This window comes from Nonlabens spongiae (genome assembly GCF_002117125.1).
Lineage (GTDB): Bacteria > Bacteroidota > Bacteroidia > Flavobacteriales > Flavobacteriaceae > Nonlabens > Nonlabens spongiae.
In genome coordinates this window covers 1,117,131-1,136,057 of sequence record NZ_CP019344.1, presented here as the reverse complement: position 1 = coordinate 1,136,057, position 18,927 = coordinate 1,117,131, and the positions used below count along the sequence as shown (strand labels likewise).

The following is an 18,927-nucleotide window of genomic DNA, read 5'->3' as shown; positions in this document are numbered from 1 at the left end:
ATGAAAACAACGGGTAACACTACAAGTTTTATTAACTAATATTTAAGATAAGTACAAAAAAAATCCTGCTCGTTAGAACAGGATCAAACAAAAAGTTGTTTCGATTGCTTAGTTGACAGCTTTTTGAAGGTCGCTACCAGCTTTGAATTTTACTACTTTCTTAGCAGCGATCTTGATAGTTTTACCTGTTTGTGGGTTTCTACCTTCTCTAGCAGCTCTTTTAGATACAGAGAAAGAACCAAAACCTACTAAAGACACACGGTCTCCATTTTTAAGGCTTTTTTCTACATTACCTAGAAATGACTCTAGAGCTTTCTTAGCAGCAGACTTAGAGATGCCGGCATGCTCGGCCATTCCTTCGATTAAATCAGTTTTGTTCATGATAAGATTATTAATTAATTAGTTCAACTAAAACGTGGTAACAAAATTATACGGATTCTTACACCGCACAAGAAATCAACAACATTTCTCCATTTATTGTTAATAAATATAACGTTTTGTTAATAACTCCTTGTGAATTCTAAGGTTTTCTGTCTATCCTAGATCAAATCTAGCATCAGAGGAAAAGCTATATCCATTCAAAAGACTTTTGGCATCCATTGCTTTTTTATTTGGTAATTGAAGTTTTTCTAGTAGCACAAAGCTATCAGAGCAAGCAATCATGATCTCATTATTTTTTACTACAATGCTTCCAGGTATCATGTTGTGAGGTTTATTAACAATTGAAGTCTCAAAAATCTTGACCTGTAAAATATTGTTCTTATCTAAGAGTGTTGCCTTTGCAATGGGAAAAGGATTCAAACCGCGTACTACTGCGTCCACTTGCTGGGCCGGCTTAGAAAAATCGATTTTAGTATTCTCCGTGGTCAGTTTTGGAGCATCTTTCAACTCATCATAGTTGGTCTGCTTTGTAAGAGACGCCTCTCCCTCTGCGATCAAGTCTATAGTTTCTAGGGTTAGTGTACGTCCTAGATGCATCAACTTAGTATACAGTGATCCTGCAGTTTCCATAGGTTCCAGTGCACACTCTGCCTGTAAAATCATCGCTCCGGTATCTATTTTTTCATCAATGAAAAATGTAGTGACGCCTGATTTTTTTTCTTGGTTGATCACCGCCCAGTTGATGGGTGCCGCTCCACGGTACTGAGGCAATAAACTGGCATGTAAGTTAAAAGTTCCCATCTCTGGCATATCCCAAACTACCCTAGGCAACATTCTAAAGGCGACAATTACAAATAGATCAGCTTCTAAGCCGCTCAATTCTTTGATGAAATTTTCATCTTTGAGATTTGTAGGTTGTAAAACTCTTAAACCTGTACCTACAGCATATTGCTTTACATGACTCTCCTGCAATTTCCTCCCTCGACCGGCAGGTTTATCTGCTACGGTAACAACTCCCACAACCTGATGATGGGATTGCACGATACCGTCTAATATATGAGTGGCAAATTCTGGTGTGCCAAAAAATACAATCTTCAATTTATCTCTCATTGATCCTAAAAGCTTTGCCTGCAATATTAAGGATTATACCATCGTCTATAAGTTGACGTAGTGTTTTAAGAATTTCATCTTTTGGGGCATTAACGTGATTTGAAATTTCCTCTAGACTTACCTCACCTTGGCTAACATATTGTTCAATCATGAGCTTCAAATTGACCATTTTACCTTTTCTACAATACGTACATCGCCCACAGTTTTGATCTAGGCGTTCTCCAAAATATGCTAAAATCCCACGCTCCATACACTGGTTCTGGTCCAGTAATTCAATCATCGCGTTAAGCTTTTGAATTCTTACTTCATTATATCGCTCCAGTTCTCTAGCAAAACGGTTGATCGTACGATCGTCTTCTCGAGGTTGTAGATATTGCAGTGTCAAGTCTGTTCCAGTTATGCGGGCATAAATTAGTTCGCGCTCATGCAGTTGTTTGAGTGTTTCAGTGACTTCTTTTTCCGTGGTGTTACTTCTTACAGCAATCAGTTTTGAATTGATTTGAAGATTTTGTTCACGGCTGCTTCCATAGCTTCTCAAAATAGCTTGCACTATGGCATGTGCCACTTGATCGTGACTGGTAAAGTCCATGATTTTTGTTCCGCTTTCGCGAAAGCGTACCACAGAACGATTACCGTAACTCTGATCCAGCGATATCACACCAAAACGATCCAGCGCAGTCAGTGCATTATAGGTAATGATCCCATTCAAATCATAGGTACGACAAAAGTCTGCAAACGGAAGTTGATAGGTGTGCTCCTGACCCTCACCATAAGCAATGCGCAGGTAGTTGCTTAAATGCCGGTAAGTTTTCTTGAGGATATCCACAGTAGGAAGCGCTCTAATGAACTGATTGCGTGCGTGGATCACATCATTCTCGTTATAGATAAACTTTGCGATACCTGTTTTGCCATCCCTGCCGGCGCGGCCCGTTTCCTGATAGTAGCTTTCAATACTGTCAGGAAGCTGTAAATGGACTACGCTACGTACATCGGGCTTATCGATTCCCATACCGAAGGCGTTTGTGGCAACCATGACCCGGGTTTGATTGCTCAGCCACTTAGAGACTAGATCCTTACGCATTTTTGAATCCAAGCCACCATGGTAAGCACTAGACGAGATGTTTTTATGAGATAAAAGTTGACTGAATTCTACGGTATTCTTACGACTGCGCACATAGGCAATAGAACTGCCTTGAGAATTGTTATAGAAGTTGATAAGCGCGCTCCTTTTGTGAGTTGAGTGCTCGAGATCATAATTTAGTTGCCGTCGCTCAAAGGAGGACGTGAATACTCTAGGATTCTTGAGGTTGAGGTGCTCCTTTATATCCTCTTGAACATTTACAGTTGCCGTGGCTGTAACTGCAATTACGGGAGCTTTATTAATAAAACTGAACACCTCTTTGATTTTGAGATAGGCCGGTCTGAAATCATGCCCCCATTCACTAATGCAATGGGCTTCATCTATTGCTAAGAGATTCACTTTCATTTGTGAAATGCGCTCTTGAACCAGCGGTTGCTCCAGACGTTCCGGGCTTAAGTATAAAAATTTATAGTTGCCATAGATACAGTTATCCAGCACAGTATCCAGGTCTTGTCTTGAAATTCCAGAAGTGATCCCTACGGCTCGTACGTTGCGCTTTTGCAATTGGGTTATTTGATCGTTGATCAGAGCGATGAGAGGAGAGACCACAATACAAATTCCCTCTTTACACAATGCGGGAATCTGGTAGCATAGCGATTTTCCACCGCCGGTGGGTAAAACAGCAAGTACATCACGATTTTCCAGAACTGATGTTATGATTTCCTCTTGTTTGGGTCTGAATTGGCTATGCCCAAATACTGTTCTTAATATGTCTTCGGCTTTACCTATGGGTTGAGGTATTTTAAAATGAAAGCAACGCGATCTTCAATACTTATTTTCGGTACATCAATCACCTGATAGTCTAATGATTCATACTCTTTTTTGATAATACCGCTGATTTTTTTGGCTTGATTCAGATCTTCATAGCGTTCAGAATCCTGCTGATATATTTCTTCCCAAATAGGGAAATAAAAACAGTAGTCGTAGCGCAAGCGTATACTCTTCTCCACATAAATTTCGGGAATCGGATCACCTGTAAAGCGATGATAGGCTGGGACGTCAGGGATTCCACGATCATAAAAATATAAGCCATTTGTAGCTTCACCGTATTGTGAAATACGCCCTTCCAACAATCTGTCGCTGAAGGCGTGAGGGTCTGTTAAAAAGAGCTGGTCGATACCTTTTTTCTGAGCTTCTTTTATGACCTGTCTGCTTATTTCAGGCAATACATTGTAACCTATATCTTTTAATGCGTTTATAACGCTGGTTTTTCCTGTTCCAGGACCGCCTATGAGGACTGCACGGGTAATACTGTTCATACCACAAATTAAAAGAATATAGTGGATGCATCCTCCACTTTGATCAATTATATTTGCACACTAATATTATGGCAGTACCTAATCCCGACGAATTTTACAAAAAGCTGAAAAAGCAACTGGCTGATACCAGTTTATGGCCTTCTAAATACCTTTTCAAATTTATAGTTCCATCCACTGGAGGTAAAATTCAGCAAATTGAAGATAAGTTTGATAATCTAGGAGCGGTTATCAACACAAAGGAAAGTAGTAAAGGAACCTATACCAGTGTCTCTGTAATGGTTAAGATGAAAAATCCTAACGCCGTTATTGAAAAGTACAAAGAGGTAGGGGAAGTTGAAGGTGTTATTTCTCTATAACATCTCGTAGATAAACCTTACATTGCCATTAAATCTCATTAAGTTTTGATTTCATCATTAGAATACAATACAGAGCGTAACCATCTAAATATACCTGAATATGGAAGACATATTCAGAAACTTGTAGAGCACTGCAAGGAACTACCCTCTAAGGAAGAGCGCAACCGTATGGCTCATGCTATCGTAGGTGTTATGGGTAATTTGAATCCGCATTTACGGGATATAGATGACTTTCAGCACAAATTGTGGGATCAACTTTTTGTGATCGCAGATTTTGATCTGGATGTAGACTCACCGTTTCCAAAACCTGATCCTGAAGTTATCAATGCGCGGCCAGAGCGCATGTCTTATCCTCAAAAACGTCCACGATACCGTTTTTACGGGAATAACATTCAAGGAATGATAGATGTTGCTACTGGCTGGGAGAAGGGAGAGAAGCGAGAAGCGCTCACGTTCATCATTGCAAATCACATGAAGAAATCTTACTTGAACTGGAATAAGGATTCAGTCGATGATGCAGTCATTTTTAAACACCTGTTTGAAATGAGTGATGGTAAGATCAATCTCGCCGTAAAAGATGAAGATTTACTGGAGTCTAAAGATCTCATCTACCGCAATACAAATACCCACAGATCTAAGAACAATAGTAGGCGTAATAATGGTAAAAAGAATAATAGAAATAACAACAGAAGACGCGGCAGAAATTAGGTAAATCTTTCTAACGGTTAAAATAAAAAAATGTCAAGCAATTTGCTTGACATTTTGATTTCTTACAGCTGGTTTAACTGCGTTCAAGATTTGGAAAGCGGGCTGGTTACCGACTCCTCTTCATGATCATCGTGATCTTCAAGAACCTTTCTTTTCCAATCACTGTAACCGTTTGGGGAAATTATTAAATCCATCGCTTCTTTTTAAACAAATTTAATATGCTAGCATAGTAGTTTTTCTTAATGAAATATTATTGATTTGTGCCTAAATCGTTAATAATTACCCAATTGAAAAGTGCAATACTAGATACAGCTCTTTTTTATTATGAAGCTTGCAAAGTTTCATAAATAATTTCTTGCCCGTTGTGTTTATCCAGATAAGATCTCAATATTTGATTTGTATGGTAATTGGTCGTTTTGCGATCGATATAATCTTCACATTCAGCGAGACTGCTTATCCCTACATTTTGGTCAACAAAGCCATAACCTTGATACTCACCATCTTTGACTAAAATAAAACAGTTTTCGTGCTGGGTACGGCCTGGTTGTTTGATCACGTAATTTGCATTACTCGCTCTTAAAGCTTCTATCGCTTGATTAGCCCTTATATTATAAAGACTAACCATTTCTTCTTTCTTACAAACGCCTTTGCAATTTTTAATTTTATAGTGAGAGGAACAGTCGTCTTGAACCTTTAGGCTACAATATTTAGGGCATAGCTTAAACTCAGCACATAATTCTTCCAGTTGTTCAACGGCATGAGATCTATTATAATGAGTAACGATGGCACTATCATAAGACTTGACTAATCCTACAGCAAACTGAATGATCCCTAACTGATTCTTATAATAGAGAATCTGGTAGGCGCGACGTGGTTTTTTCTGTGCGTTATTGTACTTGGGATAATAATGTCTGATTAAATCAGCTTCTTGTAAGAGCGCCACGAGTTCATTTCCTGTAGGAATGTGTTCAATGTGATGAATTTCCTGACACATGAGGTAGGATTTACTCTTTTTAGTGTAAAAATGAGAAAGTACCCTCTTTCGTAAATTGATCGCCTTGCCTACGTAGATCACTTTGTGCGCTTGATTTTTGAAAAGATAAACTCCCGGAGCATCTGGTAATTGTGAAAACTGAGAACGATCTAGGTGAGGAGGGAACGTACCTTCTTTATTGGTGCCTTTGAGAAACTTCTCAAAAGTGGCTTCACAATCTTCGGTTTCTAGTAAACGTTGAAAAAGAGATACAGTTGCGTCCGTATCGCCCTCAGCGCGGTGTCTGTTGTTGAGTGCGATGCCCAGAGAATTGCATAATCTTCCTAAACTATAAGAATTCATCCCGGGTATGAGTTCTCTGGAAAGCCTTACCGTACAAAGTTTCTTTCTCTTAAATTCATGTCCCAACCGCTTAAATTCATTCCTGATGATGTTGTAATCAAAGTTGACGTTGTGCGCCACAAAAATGCAATCACGAGTCATGCGTTCAACCTCTTCGGCCACATCTTGAAAAACTGGAGCCGTCGCCACCATTTCGTTATCGATACCAGTAAGCGAAGTAATAAAATCAGGTATTAAGCATTCGGGATCAATCAGCGTGGTGTATTTCTCAACGATCTCAGTACCGTGCATACGCACGATGCAGATTTCAGTAATACGATTGCCACCCAAACCTTTACCGGTCGTTTCTATATCGACTACTGCAAAATAATTATTGGTTACACTCATAGAAGTTGGAAAAGTTCCAAAATTATGGAATAATTCCTAATAAAGGATGTTAAATGATATTTTTAGAAAAGATATAAGTTCGTCAGGTAATCTTTTCCTTACAGATTTTAACTACTACAACTCAATTGTGAGCAACCTACTTTTGAACGCGCCCATTCCGGTCTTTTTTGATACCATTTCTCGTACTCTGGCTGTTCATCGTATGGGTTTTTGAGCATGGCATAAACCTCATTCAGCAGCTCGTAATTTTCTTTTTCAGCTTCCGTGATTACTAGTTGTGCGATGTAGTTGCGCAATACGTATTTTGGATTTGTGGCGTTCATTTTTTGAGTTCTCGCTTTCGCGAAAGTGAGATCATCACCATCATATCCTACACTTTCAACTTTGAGTCGATCCAAATAGGTTTGGAACCAATTCTCCAATTGATCTCGATGGGTTTCTTGAAGCTGATCGTAATTATAGAATGCGATTTGCAACGTGTTCCAGCAATCCTGAACAGAGCTGTCTTGATCAATTTTACTAAGTTCTCTAAAAAATAGCGTCATGTCACACTCGTGGAGTTGAAGAGTAGATTCTAAGTCTGCAATGAGTTTCTGATCCTGATTTTTTTCATTAAACAGACCTAACTTATCACTCATCATGGTATGGTAAGAGTTGAAATAATCGGTTTTATACTGCATGAGCCGCGCTTCCAGCGGTTTGCTATCCTCGATGAGGGGATAGAGCGCATTTGCGAGCTGCAACAGATTCCATAACGCGATCTCAGGTTGCTGGCCAAACGTATAACGGCCGTTGCGGTCTGTCGTGTTAGGCGTCCAGTCCAGTTCATAAGGTTCCAGCCAGCCGTAGGGCCCATAATCGATGGTGAGTCCTAAAATGGACATGTTATCTGTATTCATAACGCCGTGAACAAAGCCCACACGTTGCCAGTCGATGATCATTTTAAGGGTGCGATCGCAAACGGCACTGAAAAATTCCATGTATTTATTAGGACTTTCAGCAATTTTGGGATAGTGATGAAGGATGATATGATCTGTGAGCTTTTTCAAGGATTCGTTTTCGCCTTGAGCGGCAAAATGTTGAAAATTACCGAACCGCACAAAGCTCTCGGCCACACGACACACTATAGCGCCGGGCTCAAATTCTGGATTACCATCGTAGAGCATGTCGCGTAAAATTTTTTCTCCGGTAAGAGAAAGACTTAATGATCGAGTCGTCGCAATTCCCAAATGATGCATCGCCTCACTACAAAGGTGTTCCCTGATGCTGGATCTCAAGACAGCAAAACCATCACCTCTACGGGAGTAGGGCGTAGGTCCGGCGCCTTTGAGCTGGTAAGTCCAGTTTTTATTTTCTGAATTTGCTTCAAAAAGATTGATCGCCCTACCATCTCCCAACTGACCAGCCCAGTGTCCAAACTGATGTCCAGCATAAGCCATGGCGTAGGGTTGGGCTTCGCTAGGTATTTTCTGACCCGTAAAAATCTCTTGAAATTCTTTTGAATTTATAAAGGCTTCGTCAAAGCCCAAATCATTGGCAAAATTAGAAACATGTAAAAGTCGCGCTTTTGGGAACTTGACCGGTTCTACCCGTGAAAATGCTACATTTCCTACCTGTCTCGTGTAATTCTCATCTATAGGATCCTTAGGAAGTGCATCAGCAAAGTGATGTGAAATTTGGAAAGGAAACATGATGTGTTGAATTTATTTAAAGAAACTAAAGACCGTACCGCCGTATTTGCGAGCGTTGTCAAATCTTGCGTGGGTGCTCAGGTCAGTATGTTTAGAATGTTCTATGATAAGCATCCCAGCATATTTTTCATCAGTTTCTGTTTGCAACAGATTCTGATCAAAAATAAGATCTACGAGACTCATAAAGTCATCTAATTCCAAGGCATAAGGTGGGTCAGCAAAAACGAGATCGTAAGTACCACTATGTTGGTTGAGAAAGGGGAAAACATCTGACTTGACCGCAGTGATGGGGAATTCTAATTCCTCTGCAGTTTTTTGAACAAACGACACGCAAGCGTGATGCTGGTCTACGGCGACTACGCTCTGGGCTCCTCTGCTGCAAAATTCATAAGATATGTTGCCACTACCAGAAAAGAGTTCCAAAACATGAAGCACTGAAAGCTCTACTTGATTGCGTAATATGTTGAATAAGGCTTCTTTTGCCATGTCCGTCGTGGGGCGCACAGGCAAGTTTTTTGGCGCTAAGATGCGACGTCCTCTATGGGTTCCTGAAATTATACGCATAGTAATTTTTCTTGATAGGTAGCTTGATTAACTTTTACCTGAATGTTAGAAACGTAAGCGTTGAGTAATTCTTCTACCTTACTTATTGAATCCTCGCCTCGTAAGATCAATAGGACTTTTGCAGGATCAAAATCGTGCTGCTGCAAACCGAACATAACATAATATAAAGCATCTTCTATGCTTTCATAGGGAAACAAGTTAAGCGATTGCAATTCTGCAGACTTGTAAATGCTCATGTAGAACTTGTTGTCAAAAAAATCGGTGTAAATGACATTCTGATCTTTTGGAGCTGTATCTGTTTGCAGCTTCAACAATTGTGATCCATAATGATAATAATCAAAGCTTCCTACCTTCTCAAAAAAGTAATTATTGATATTTTCAAATGCGATGTAAACCATAACCACATTGTCCACTTTCTCATGACTGATGAGGTCAGTTTTGAGCAGACGGGCATTATATTTTAAATAATCAGCGGCATTGCTTTCCTGAAAAATGGCAGCAGGAACTAGACAGAACAAATCATGATTATAGAGCAATGTCACTTTTTGAAATGCGGATGATAAAGCCTGGTTTCGCTCAAATTCTTTCTCAACCTGTTCTAGAATAAAGGAGGGATTCATGGATCGCTCAAAAGAGGTGTTCCACTGATCCAGCACTTTTTGATCGTGGTAGATATAAAAAGAAAGTCCATCTTGAGAAATCAAGACGGACAGACTTTTATGTATTGCAGATATATTATTCTGAAGCTCCTGGGGCATATTGTCTAGGCCAGTTTCCACTTGTTGATATCTCGTCTAGTGAACCTACTCTGATGTATCTACCAGGTACGGCTTCAATGGCGATCACTTCCAGCTCTCTTTCTAGCAAACGCTCTGGTTGATCAAAGAGGATATCTTTTTTATCGGCACGAGCTCTAAAAACAGGGATTCTATTTTCTTTGTCAAAAACGTAATCGGTTTCCAACTCTATTTGACCTGGAGCGTCCTTGATATCGTACTTAAGCAGGTTGCGTATTTCAACTTCCTTGAAAAGTGAATCCTTTACAGATTTAAAACCTAGAGTATCAGTAAGCGTAATTTCTTTATAATAACCACCAGTTTCCTCGTCCAGTCTGAACTTTTTATTCTTTTCACGGTCTGGAATGGTACTATCTCTTTGCATGGTTAATGCAAACTTTGCCGTATCTACAAACTTTGCCAACTTATCTATATCGCCACTGTAATCTCCCGTAATGGTTTTGTGAGCCATTTGAGCCTCTCTCAAATGAATCAGTTTTTCAATTACCTTTCTGTAGCGTTTCTCTTTTACCGCTTCAAATTTTACCGGCTCTTCAATGGCTTTGTAAAGCTTGTAACCAAAAAAACCACTCAGTCCTAGCAGAAGTACCACCATGATGATGTGAAACTTCTTAGGGATCTTATTGATAAAGATGGCTAGAAGGAACACTGCTATGAGACCTCCTACAATCGACAATACTAGCGTTAGCATATAATTAATGGTTTTTTATGAGTTTCAAAGCTAACAAATCTACAATATTTTTTCGCTCGTCCTAATAGGCTAAGTAACTTTATGGTTAAGTTTATCCCTTGTTTTTCCACAGCCTCGCATGAATCAAAACGAATTCTACAAAATACTCCTTTCTGATTTTCCCTTTAAGCCTACCTATCAACAAGATAGAGCCTTAGAAGCACTTTCAGATTTTTTGCACGACCGCGAGCGCAATAGACTTTTTCTATTGAGAGGGTATGCAGGTACTGGAAAAACAACCATTATAGGGTCACTCGTAAAAAGCCTCTGGAAGATCAGACTCAAATATGTTTTGCTGGCTCCCACGGGTAGGGCTGCAAAAGTGATCAGTAATTATGCAAACAAGCAGGCCGCGACCATCCATAGGGAAATTTATTATCCCAAAGGTCAAGGAGGTAGTAAAGTGGAGTTTACACTCAAGAAAAACAAATACCGCGATACGCTTTTTGTAGTTGACGAGGCCTCCATGATTCCTGATGTGGCTGCTGAGAATAAAATGTTTGGTGGTAACGGCTCCTTGCTGGATGATTTACTGGAATACGTTTACAGCGGCACTAACTGCAAACTCCTTATAATAGGAGACACAGCACAATTACCTCCAGTAAAATTAGATGTTTCACCAGCGCTGGACTCAAGTTTATTGGAACAGCGCTATTTGATGAAGGTGACAGAAATTGAACTGGATGAAGTAAAGAGACAAGCGCAGAATTCAGGAATTCTGGATAATGCAACAGGAATCAGACAGCATATCGAGCATGAGGAATACGATTATAAATTTGATGTCACTCATTATCAAGATATCCATAGACTCATTGATGGATATGAGATTCTAGAAACCATTCAAACCGCTTACGATCAGCACGGGCATGAAGAAACCGCAATAATTGTGCGCTCTAACAAACGAGCAAATCTTTATAACCAACAGATCCGGTCGCGTATCCTCTTTCGCGAAAGCGATATAGAACCAGGAGATTTCCTCATGGTAGTTAAGAACAATTACCACTGGCTGGAGGCAAAAAGCGATGCAGGTTTTATTGCCAATGGCGATATCGTTGAGGTTTTGGAGATTTTTGCGATCAAAGAGATCTATACCTTCAAGTTTGCCGAGGTCAAGGTCAGGATGGTGGATTATTCTAACATGAAACCTTTTGAAACAGTCCTTATTCTTGACACACTAACAGCCGAGACTCCCTCGCTCACCTATGAGGATAGTAATAAGCTTTATCAAGAAGTGCGTATGGATTACCTCAAGTTGCCCAAATGGAAACAGTATAAGGCCATCAAGGAGAATCCATTTTTTAATGCGTTACAGGTCAAGTTTTCTTATGCGATCACCTGTCATAAATCTCAGGGTGGGCAATGGGAAAACGTGATCATCGAGCAACCCTATCTCCCAGAAGGCCCCAGTCGCGACTACCTACGCTGGTTATATACTGCAGTCACGAGAGCAAAGAAACAATTATACCTTATAGGCTTTAAGAATGAACATTTTGTGGAGGGGTAGGTGAGGGTTTACGCTTTCGCGAAAGCGGTACAGCTCTACCCAAATTCCGTAACTGGGATGTGTTGAACATCTCGGGTCTACAGGCCGGAGATGTGGAACTCACCATCACAAATTTGCTAGGGCAACTTGTGATCGAGACTAAAGAAATGTCAGGAAATGGTCAGGTTGCCATCAGCGGTGTAAACAGCTTCAAGGCTGGGATCTACCATGTGACTATCTTGCAAAATGAACAATCTACTTCCAAGAAGATTGTGATTAAATAAATTGAAAACTTGATTGTTTGTAAACCGTGATCTTATTAAGGTCACGGTTTTTTGTTGATAGACTCAATAAATATCCATTATTTGATAAATTCACGCTTTCGCGATCCCGATAGTTAACGGGACGAAATTACATTATCAATTTTCAAAAATTATGAGAAAGTCACTTTCAATTATCTTTTTTATCGCAGTAATATTCACTGCTGCAGCTCAAAAAACCAACCTCAAAAAAATAGATCGTTTTATACAAAAGGCACAAACGGACTGGGATGTGCCTGGATTGAGTGTTGCTATAGTTAAGGATGGGGAAATCGTTTTTGAGAAGGGTTATGGAACTATGGAAGTTAATACTAGCAAAAAGCCAGACGAGCACACGCTCTATGCAATTGCCAGTAATACAAAAGCTTTTACAGCAGCGATTATTTCACAGTTAGTGGACGAGGGGAAACTCGATTGGGATGATAAGGTACAAAAGTACTTGCCTTATTTTGAACTTTACGATGCAGCGATCTCAAAGATGGTCACCATCCAAGATTTATTGAGTCATAATGTGGGATTGGGAACTTTTTCAGGAGATGCAATCTGGTATAAAAGTGAATTAAGCACTGAAGAAATTGTCAAAAGAATTAAATATGTGAAGCCTGCCTATGAATTCAGAAATGGATATGGTTACTCTAATCTGATGTTTATAACTGCTGGTGATCTCATTGAGAAAGTAACGGGAAAATCTTTCAAAGAAAATGTAACCGAACGATTTCTACAGCCGCTAAATATGGACGATGCGGTAGTAAGTGTCAATGATTACGGTGATAATACTAACGTAGCCACACCTCATGGAAGAAGAAATGATGGAAACTATAAAATTGATCATGTAGCTTGGGATAATGTCCAATCTACGGGAGGCTTGATTTCCAGTGTTCATGATATGGCTAAATGGCTCATTTTCAACATGAATGATGGTATTATAAATGGAGATACGCTGATAAGTAAATCAAACCGTAATAAAATGTGGAGCCTTCAAAACTCATTTGAAGTGAATCAAGCTGACCCTAATTCAAGAGGTCAGCGATTCAATGGCTATGGTTTGGGCTGGTTTATCACAAATTACCACAATGCTTTCCAAGTGGGTCACGGCGGTGGTTATGATGGGATGATCTCTAGCGTTCAGATGTTACCAGATGAAAACCTAGGAGTAATCGTGCTCACAAACGGCGTAAAGGTCCCGACTAATGCGATTGTTTACTACATCTTTGATCAGTACCTCAACCGTCCAGAAAAGGACTGGAGTACAGAAATGCTAGAAGGTTACAACAAGTGGAAAGCAAGTGACACGCGCGTGGCAGATCGTAAAACGGCTAGGGTAGAAGGCACGGTTCCTATTCTTGACGAAGAAGATATTATAGGAAGATATTATACGCCAGCTTATGGACATTTTACTGTAAAAAAGGAAGGTGATGAACTCAAGCTTTTCTGGGAACATAGTCCACTTTTGTCAAGTACCTTGAAACATTTTAATTATGATTCTTACGTGATGGAATGGAATCATCCACAAGTATGGTTTGATTTCGGGACGGTTGAAATTGAAAAAGATGCTTATAATAACGTAACTGGAATCTCTTTTGACGTGCCAAATGATGACTTTTTTATGAATGAATTGAATGCGTATCGGGTTGATGATTAAATTTTATTTAAATCCATACAATAAAAAAAAGGCTCTGAAAACTCAGAGCCTTTTGTCTATCTATTTTGACGAAGCTTACTTTACTTCTTCGAAGTCTACGTCTTCAACATCGCTAGTATCGTCGCCGCTTTGAGCTTGATCTGCTCCAGCATCAGGACCTGGTTGACCGCCTTGAGCATCGGCTTGTGCTTTGTACATTTCTTCACTAGCAGCGGTCCATACTTGATTCATTTTTTCAAGTGCTGGATCGATTTTCTCGATTTCTTTAGACTCATAAGCTGTTTTCAATTCAGCTAGAGCTTCATCAATCGGAGCTTTTTTATCAGCTGGAAGCTTGTCACCAAACTCTTCTAATTGTTGCTCCGTCTGGAAAATCAATTGATCAGCTTGGTTCAGCTTATCAGCTTTCTCTTTAGCTTGCTTATCAGCTTCAGCATTTGCCTCTGCATCGCGTTTCATTTTCTCGATTTCTTCCTCGCTCAATCCTGAAGAAGCTTCGATTCTGATATCTTGTTTCTTACCAGTAGCTTTGTCTTCAGCACTTACCTTAATAATACCATTTGCATCAATATCAAAAGTAACCTCAATCTGTGGCGTACCTCGACGCGCTGGTGGTATATCACTTAAGTGGAAACGACCTATGGTTTTGTTATCAGCAGCCATGCTACGCTCTCCTTGAAGTACATGGATCTCAACGCTAGGTTGATTATCCTGAGCTGTAGAGAATACCTGTGACTTTTTAGTAGGGATGGTAGTATTTGCTTCGATCAACTTAGTCATTACACCTCCCATGGTTTCAATACCTAATGAAAGTGGTGTTACATCTAGAAGCAATACATCCTTGACATCTCCAGTTAATACACCACCTTGAATAGCAGCACCTACGGCAACAACCTCGTCAGGGTTCACCCCTTTAGAAGGCTTCTTACCGAAGAATTTCTCAACAGCTTCCTGCACGGCAGGTATACGAGTTGAACCACCTACTAAGATGATTTCATCGATATCACCTGTACTCAGTCCTGCACTTTTCAATGCAGCTTGACATGGCTCAATAGTTCTTTTTACTAGATCAGAAATCAACTGTTCAAATTTTGAACGCGTGATTGTTTTAACCAAGTGCTTAGGTCCTGAAGCTGTTGCAGTAACATAAGGTAAATTAACCTCAGTCTGAGAGCTTGAAGAAAGCTCTATTTTAGCTTTTTCAGCAGCTTCTTTTAACCGTTGCAAAGCCATAGGGTCTTTTCTAAGATCTATGCCTTCTGCAGTATTGAATTCGTCAGCAAGGAAATCGATCAATTTTTCGTCCACGTCATCACCTCCTAAGTGTGTATCACCATCAGTAGCAAGTACTTCAAATACACCATCACCTAATTCTAGAATAGAAACGTCATGCGTACCACCACCAAAGTCGAATACAACGATTTTTTGATCAGTATCTTTTTTGTCCAATCCATAAGCCAAGGCCGCAGCAGTAGGCTCGTTAATAATACGCTCTACTTTAAGACCTGCGATCTCACCAGCCTCTTTTGTCGCTTGACGCTGAGAGTCGTTAAAATATGCCGGTACCGTAATCACCGCACCAGTCACTTCAGTTCCTAGGTAATCTTCAGCCGTTTTCTTCATTTTTTGAAGAATCATGGCGCTCAGTTCTTGTGGAGTGTACAAACGGCCGTCTATATCTACACGAGCCGTGTCGTTGTCACCTTTTACTACTTTATAAGGAACGCGTGAAATCTCGTTAGACACCTCGCTGTGCTTATTACCCATAAAACGTTTTATGGATGCTACCGTTTTGGTAGGGTTAGTAACTGCCTGTCTTTTTGCAGGGTCACCTACTTTTATCTCACCGCCTTCTACAAAGGCAATGACTGAGGGAGTTGTTCTTTTACCCTCGGCATTTGGGATTACTACAGGCTCGCTACCTTCCATTACGGAAACACAACTGTTTGTAGTACCCAAGTCAATTCCTATAATCTTACTCATTATAAATGGTTTTATGTTTAGTTTCTCAATTTTACGTTTTGCATAAGTCAAGGTTTATGCCACGGCAATCCCTGTGACATCCTGTCATTTACTCTGACAAATTTGTAAAATAGGATATAGCCACATATTCATTATGAGTCTTTGACCGCCCTTTGACAAGCTTAGGGAGACACTCAGCCTGGCTTCCAGTTAAGTTTAATATTAGTTACGCTTTCCCTCGGTCGCCATAGGCTTGCCGACGGCGCAGCGCGAAAGCGGAAAACTCAATGAGCTACTTACTTATTATATGGAAAGAAAGACTAATCAACTTCTGGCAAAGTGGACTCAAACTCGTTTGCGATCATCTCATCCTCGCTGATCCAATAGTCAGAGGTGATAAGTTGATAAGTATCATCATCAAGATGCTCAAAATACCAAGCGATATGCTCGGCTTCTTCAAACTCTTCTTCACCACTTATCTGTCTTTTATAAAGACGTTTGAATACAGTATGACCATCCATACCAGAACTTAAAAGCCTAAGAGCATCTGCTTTGTTAAGTAACGAGGCTTGGGGATCCTTGCTTATGGCCTTGAATTTTATTACGCTCGCTCTTGCCCGAGGAAATTTACCGTTGAATGCCTTATACAGAAATACATTGACATCAAAAAGCCTGCTGTGAAATGATATGTCAGAATAATGTTCTGCAACATTTTCCTTAAGCATATCATTGGAAATTTGCTGATACTGCCCATCATTGAGTTCATCTTTGAACTTATACCTCAAAACAATTTCAGCAGCTTCTTGTGGTTCAGATTCAGACAGTCCTAGAAATAGCAGCTCTTTTAAATCCTGATCATCGGCATCTCCAATATCGCCAAATTCGATTGCCTCCAGTAGGTTCACATAATCATCGTGCAACCATTTATCTTTAATTTCATCTATGGTTTTGAAACTCAGCAGTTCAATTTGGTATTTCATATTTTATTTTTCATTTATTAGCTGATACCTATCTATTTAAAGTGATTAATAAAAATAGGCCTGTGCTGCTTGTCAAAATTCCTCAACTCGTTTCACGAATATCGAGATTTCCTGTTTCTGATTATGATATAATTACCTTAAAAGCTTATTTCATTTTGAGTTTGGAACAAAAAAACCCGATCCATTTCTGAATCGGGCTTGATCAACTTAACTTAACTCAACTTATTAAAAAGGGTACTTATTTTCTACTGTTACTGTATCGGCGATTGTATTGCGTAGCTCAACGATGTTAGGCAGATTTGTGTATTTAGTGAAGCGTTTCAATCCCATAAGCATCATGCGTTGTTCATCACCCTCGGCAAAGCTTGAGATACCTTCCTCAGCTCTGTTTTGAATGGTCTTTACAGCATTGTATAAATACAACTTGCTCATCGCGATTTGCTCTTTTTGCTCTTCAGCACTTGTGCGTGTGATGTTCTTTTGGGTTCTGAGTATCGCACTTTCTGCCATGTAGATCTCGATCAAAATGTCAGATGCCGCGAGTAGCAACTGCTGGTGCTCTTCCAGCTCTGTACCAAACTTCTGTACCGCACTTCCAGCAACCATTAAGAAGACTTTCTTCAGTTTTTTGATCATGTCCATTTCCTCAGATAGTGGCTCTGAGAAATCTGGCACATCAAAAGAAGGGATAGAGGTCAACTCATTAGCCACCGCCATTGCTGGTTCCAATAAATTTACATGACCTTTCATGGCTTTTTTCACCAGCATTCCCACCGCGAGCATGCGGTTGATCTCGTTAGTTCCTTCATAGATGCGTGATATACGAGCATCTCTCCATGCGGCTTCCATAGGCGCATCTGCGCTGAATCCCATTCCTCCATAAACCTGAATTCCCTCATCACTACAGTTCTGGATATCCTCTGAAACTGCGACCTTGAGAATCGAGCACTCAATCGCGTATTCCTCAACTCCTTTTAGTTCCGCTTTCGCGAAAGCGTCACCATTTTCAAGCCTCTCATGAATACGGTCTTCTATATCTTTTGCTGCACGGTAACTTGCACTTTCTCCCACGTACGCACTGGTAGCCATATCTGCCAGTTTCTTACGGATCGCGCCAAATTTTGCAATAGGTGTCTTGAATTGCTCGCGCTCATTTGCATATTGGGTAGCAAGTGAAATCACTCTTCTCTGTGCGTCAAGACAGGCTGCAGCGAGTTTGATACGTCCCACGTTGAGTGCGTTCATAGCTATTTTAAATCCTTCTCCGCGACCGGCTAGCATGTTCTCTACAGGAACTAAAGTGTCATTAAAAAACACCTGACGGGTAGAGGAGGAGTGGATTCCCAATTTGTGCTCCTCTGGGTTCATTGAGATTCCATTTTCTGAGTCATTCTCAACGATGAAACCGGTGATGTTTTTATCGTCTTCAATACGAGCGAAAACAACAAATACATCACAGAAACCAGCGTTTGAAATCCACATTTTCTGACCGTTAATCTTGTAATGCTTCCCATCTTCTGTAAGCTCTGCCTTTGTTTTACCAGAGTTAGCGTCTGATCCAGCACCTGGTTCTGTCAAACAGTAGGCTCCAAACCACTCACCGGTAGCTAGTTTAGGAACGTATTTCTTCTTCTGCTCTTCAGTTCCATAAAGGGTAATAGGCATGGTACCAATTCCAGTATGTGCACCAAAAGCGGTCGCAATTGATCCAGTAGCTCCTGAGATGTAGTCACAAACGAGCATGGTAGAGACAAATCCCATTCCTAGGCCGTCATACTCCTCAGGTACGGCTACACCTAAGAAGCCCATTTCCCCTGCTTTACGCATGACCTCTTCAGTTAAAGCGTAATCTTTTTTCTCGAAACGCTCCTTGTGAGGTACGATTTCCTTATCCACAAACTCTCTCACAGATTCTTTCATCATAACCTGCTCCTCCGTAAAGTCTTCTGGAGTAAAAATGTCTTGTGGATTTGCTTCTTTCACGATGAACTGACCACCGCGGATTGTGTCTTTTTTTGTTTGTTCTGCTGTTGTTCCCATTGTTGCTCAATTTTAGAATAAAGAAGAAAGAAAAAAGAGA

17 protein-coding genes are annotated in these 18,927 nt (G+C 40.3%); 5 read left to right on the top strand and 12 right to left on the bottom strand.

Annotation, left to right across the window (positions count from 1 at the left end; all coding sequences use genetic code 11):
• Nucleotides 1–108 precede the first annotated feature (108 nt).
• From BST97_RS05185 to BST97_RS05170, 4 genes are all read right to left on the bottom strand, one after another.
• Complete coding sequence (locus BST97_RS05185; RefSeq protein WP_085766233.1) at nucleotides 109–381, bottom strand: HU family DNA-binding protein; 273 nt, start codon at nucleotides 379–381, stop codon at nucleotides 109–111.
• 153 nt (nucleotides 382–534) lie between these two features.
• Nucleotides 535–1,491 carry a methionyl-tRNA formyltransferase gene (gene fmt, locus BST97_RS05180; RefSeq protein WP_085766232.1) on the bottom strand — a complete coding sequence of 319 codons (957 nt, stop codon included), beginning with the start codon at nucleotides 1,489–1,491 and terminating at the stop codon, nucleotides 535–537.
• Nucleotides 1,481–3,343 carry a RecQ family ATP-dependent DNA helicase gene (locus tag BST97_RS05175; RefSeq protein WP_245833687.1) on the bottom strand — a complete coding sequence of 621 codons (1,863 nt, stop codon included), beginning with the start codon at nucleotides 3,341–3,343 and terminating at the stop codon, nucleotides 1,481–1,483. Before BST97_RS05175 ends, fmt begins: the two co-directional genes overlap by 11 nt.
• A gap of 14 nt (nucleotides 3,344–3,357) precedes the next feature.
• On the bottom strand, nucleotides 3,358–3,891 hold the full coding sequence (locus tag BST97_RS05170; RefSeq protein ID WP_085766230.1) for an AAA family ATPase: 534 nt from the start codon (nucleotides 3,889–3,891) through the stop codon (nucleotides 3,358–3,360).
• A gap of 68 nt (nucleotides 3,892–3,959) precedes the next feature.
• Here BST97_RS05170 and BST97_RS05165 point away from each other — a divergent pair, with 68 nt between their 5' ends.
• Both BST97_RS05165 and BST97_RS05160 read left to right on the top strand, forming a co-directional pair.
• On the top strand, nucleotides 3,960–4,247 hold the full coding sequence (locus BST97_RS05165; RefSeq protein WP_085766229.1) for a DUF493 family protein: 288 nt from the start codon (nucleotides 3,960–3,962) through the stop codon (nucleotides 4,245–4,247).
• Nucleotides 4,248–4,292: 45 nt separating this feature from the next.
• Nucleotides 4,293–4,955 (top strand): DUF4290 domain-containing protein, encoded by a 663-nt coding sequence (locus BST97_RS05160; RefSeq protein WP_085766228.1) that lies wholly within the window; start codon nucleotides 4,293–4,295, stop codon nucleotides 4,953–4,955.
• A gap of 322 nt (nucleotides 4,956–5,277) precedes the next feature.
• Here the strand turns inward: BST97_RS05160 and BST97_RS05155 are convergent, their stop codons facing one another.
• The 5 genes from BST97_RS05155 to BST97_RS05135 all read right to left on the bottom strand — a co-directional run bounded on the left by BST97_RS05155 (nucleotide 5,278) and on the right by BST97_RS05135 (nucleotide 10,421).
• Nucleotides 5,278–6,678, bottom strand: a complete 1,401-nt coding sequence (locus BST97_RS05155; RefSeq protein WP_085766227.1) for an exonuclease domain-containing protein — start codon at nucleotides 6,676–6,678, stop codon at nucleotides 5,278–5,280.
• A gap of 107 nt (nucleotides 6,679–6,785) precedes the next feature.
• A complete protein-coding gene (locus BST97_RS05150; RefSeq protein ID WP_085766226.1) occupies nucleotides 6,786–8,369 on the bottom strand; it encodes a protein adenylyltransferase SelO in 1,584 nt (527 codons plus the stop codon).
• Between the two features lie 12 nt (nucleotides 8,370–8,381).
• Nucleotides 8,382–8,933, bottom strand: coding sequence for an RsmD family RNA methyltransferase (locus BST97_RS05145; RefSeq protein ID WP_085766225.1), 552 nt, complete (start codon nucleotides 8,931–8,933; stop codon nucleotides 8,382–8,384).
• Nucleotides 8,924–9,691, bottom strand: coding sequence for a DUF3822 family protein (locus tag BST97_RS05140; RefSeq protein ID WP_085766224.1), 768 nt, complete (start codon nucleotides 9,689–9,691; stop codon nucleotides 8,924–8,926). The genes BST97_RS05145 and BST97_RS05140 overlap by 10 nt, the downstream gene beginning before the upstream one ends.
• Nucleotides 9,669–10,421: a hypothetical protein gene (locus BST97_RS05135; RefSeq protein ID WP_245833665.1), complete on the bottom strand. Its 753-nt coding sequence runs from the start codon at nucleotides 10,419–10,421 to the stop codon at nucleotides 9,669–9,671. Before BST97_RS05135 ends, BST97_RS05140 begins: the two co-directional genes overlap by 23 nt.
• Nucleotides 10,422–10,539: 118 nt before the next feature.
• Between BST97_RS05135 and BST97_RS05130 the strand changes: the two genes are divergently transcribed.
• From BST97_RS05130 to BST97_RS05120, 3 genes are all read left to right on the top strand, one after another.
• Nucleotides 10,540–11,964 (top strand): ATP-dependent DNA helicase, encoded by a 1,425-nt coding sequence (locus tag BST97_RS05130; protein ID WP_085766223.1) that lies wholly within the window; start codon nucleotides 10,540–10,542, stop codon nucleotides 11,962–11,964.
• A 59-nt stretch (nucleotides 11,965–12,023) separates the two neighbouring features.
• Nucleotides 12,024–12,227 carry a T9SS type A sorting domain-containing protein gene (locus tag BST97_RS05125; RefSeq protein WP_085766222.1) on the top strand — a complete coding sequence of 68 codons (204 nt, stop codon included), beginning with the start codon at nucleotides 12,024–12,026 and terminating at the stop codon, nucleotides 12,225–12,227.
• A 151-nt stretch (nucleotides 12,228–12,378) separates the two neighbouring features.
• Nucleotides 12,379–13,905, top strand: a complete 1,527-nt coding sequence (locus BST97_RS05120) for a serine hydrolase (RefSeq protein WP_085766221.1) — start codon at nucleotides 12,379–12,381, stop codon at nucleotides 13,903–13,905.
• A gap of 75 nt (nucleotides 13,906–13,980) precedes the next feature.
• Here the strand turns inward: BST97_RS05120 and dnaK are convergent, their stop codons facing one another.
• The 3 genes from dnaK to BST97_RS05105 all read right to left on the bottom strand — a co-directional run bounded on the left by dnaK (nucleotide 13,981) and on the right by BST97_RS05105 (nucleotide 18,887).
• On the bottom strand, nucleotides 13,981–15,888 hold the full coding sequence (gene dnaK, locus BST97_RS05115) for a molecular chaperone DnaK (RefSeq protein WP_085766220.1): 1,908 nt from the start codon (nucleotides 15,886–15,888) through the stop codon (nucleotides 13,981–13,983).
• 299 nt (nucleotides 15,889–16,187) lie between these two features.
• Entirely contained in the window at nucleotides 16,188–16,847 is a 660-nt protein-coding gene (locus BST97_RS05110) for a hypothetical protein (protein WP_085766219.1), read from the bottom strand.
• A 225-nt stretch (nucleotides 16,848–17,072) separates the two neighbouring features.
• Nucleotides 17,073–18,887 (bottom strand): acyl-CoA dehydrogenase family protein, encoded by a 1,815-nt coding sequence (locus BST97_RS05105; RefSeq protein WP_085766218.1) that lies wholly within the window; start codon nucleotides 18,885–18,887, stop codon nucleotides 17,073–17,075.
• Nucleotides 18,888–18,927: the final 40 nt, after the last annotated feature.

Excerpts from the sequence above, each read along its gene's own strand:
- BST97_RS05185 (WP_085766233.1), bottom strand. The coding sequence starts at position 381 with ATGAACAAAACTGATTTAATCGAAGGAATGGCCGAGCATGCCGGCATC.
- fmt (WP_085766232.1), bottom strand. The coding sequence starts at position 1,491 with ATGAGAGATAAATTGAAGATTGTATTTTTTGGCACACCAGAATTTGCC.
- BST97_RS05170 (WP_085766230.1), bottom strand. The coding sequence starts at position 3,891 with ATGAACAGTATTACCCGTGCAGTCCTCATAGGCGGTCCTGGAACAGGA.
- BST97_RS05165 (WP_085766229.1), top strand. The coding sequence starts at position 3,960 with ATGGCAGTACCTAATCCCGACGAATTTTACAAAAAGCTGAAAAAGCAA.
- BST97_RS05155 (WP_085766227.1), bottom strand. The coding sequence starts at position 6,678 with ATGAGTGTAACCAATAATTATTTTGCAGTAGTCGATATAGAAACGACC.
- BST97_RS05150 (WP_085766226.1), bottom strand. The coding sequence starts at position 8,369 with ATGTTTCCTTTCCAAATTTCACATCACTTTGCTGATGCACTTCCTAAG.
- BST97_RS05145 (WP_085766225.1), bottom strand. The coding sequence starts at position 8,933 with ATGCGTATAATTTCAGGAACCCATAGAGGACGTCGCATCTTAGCGCCA.
- BST97_RS05140 (WP_085766224.1), bottom strand. The coding sequence starts at position 9,691 with ATGCCCCAGGAGCTTCAGAATAATATATCTGCAATACATAAAAGTCTG.
- BST97_RS05135 (WP_245833665.1), bottom strand. The coding sequence starts at position 10,421 with ATGCTAACGCTAGTATTGTCGATTGTAGGAGGTCTCATAGCAGTGTTC.
- BST97_RS05130 (WP_085766223.1), top strand. The coding sequence starts at position 10,540 with ATGAATCAAAACGAATTCTACAAAATACTCCTTTCTGATTTTCCCTTT.
- BST97_RS05120 (WP_085766221.1), top strand. The coding sequence starts at position 12,379 with ATGAGAAAGTCACTTTCAATTATCTTTTTTATCGCAGTAATATTCACT.
- dnaK (WP_085766220.1), bottom strand. The coding sequence starts at position 15,888 with ATGAGTAAGATTATAGGAATTGACTTGGGTACTACAAACAGTTGTGTT.
- BST97_RS05110 (WP_085766219.1), bottom strand. The coding sequence starts at position 16,847 with ATGAAATACCAAATTGAACTGCTGAGTTTCAAAACCATAGATGAAATT.
- BST97_RS05105 (WP_085766218.1), bottom strand. The coding sequence starts at position 18,887 with ATGGGAACAACAGCAGAACAAACAAAAAAAGACACAATCCGCGGTGGT.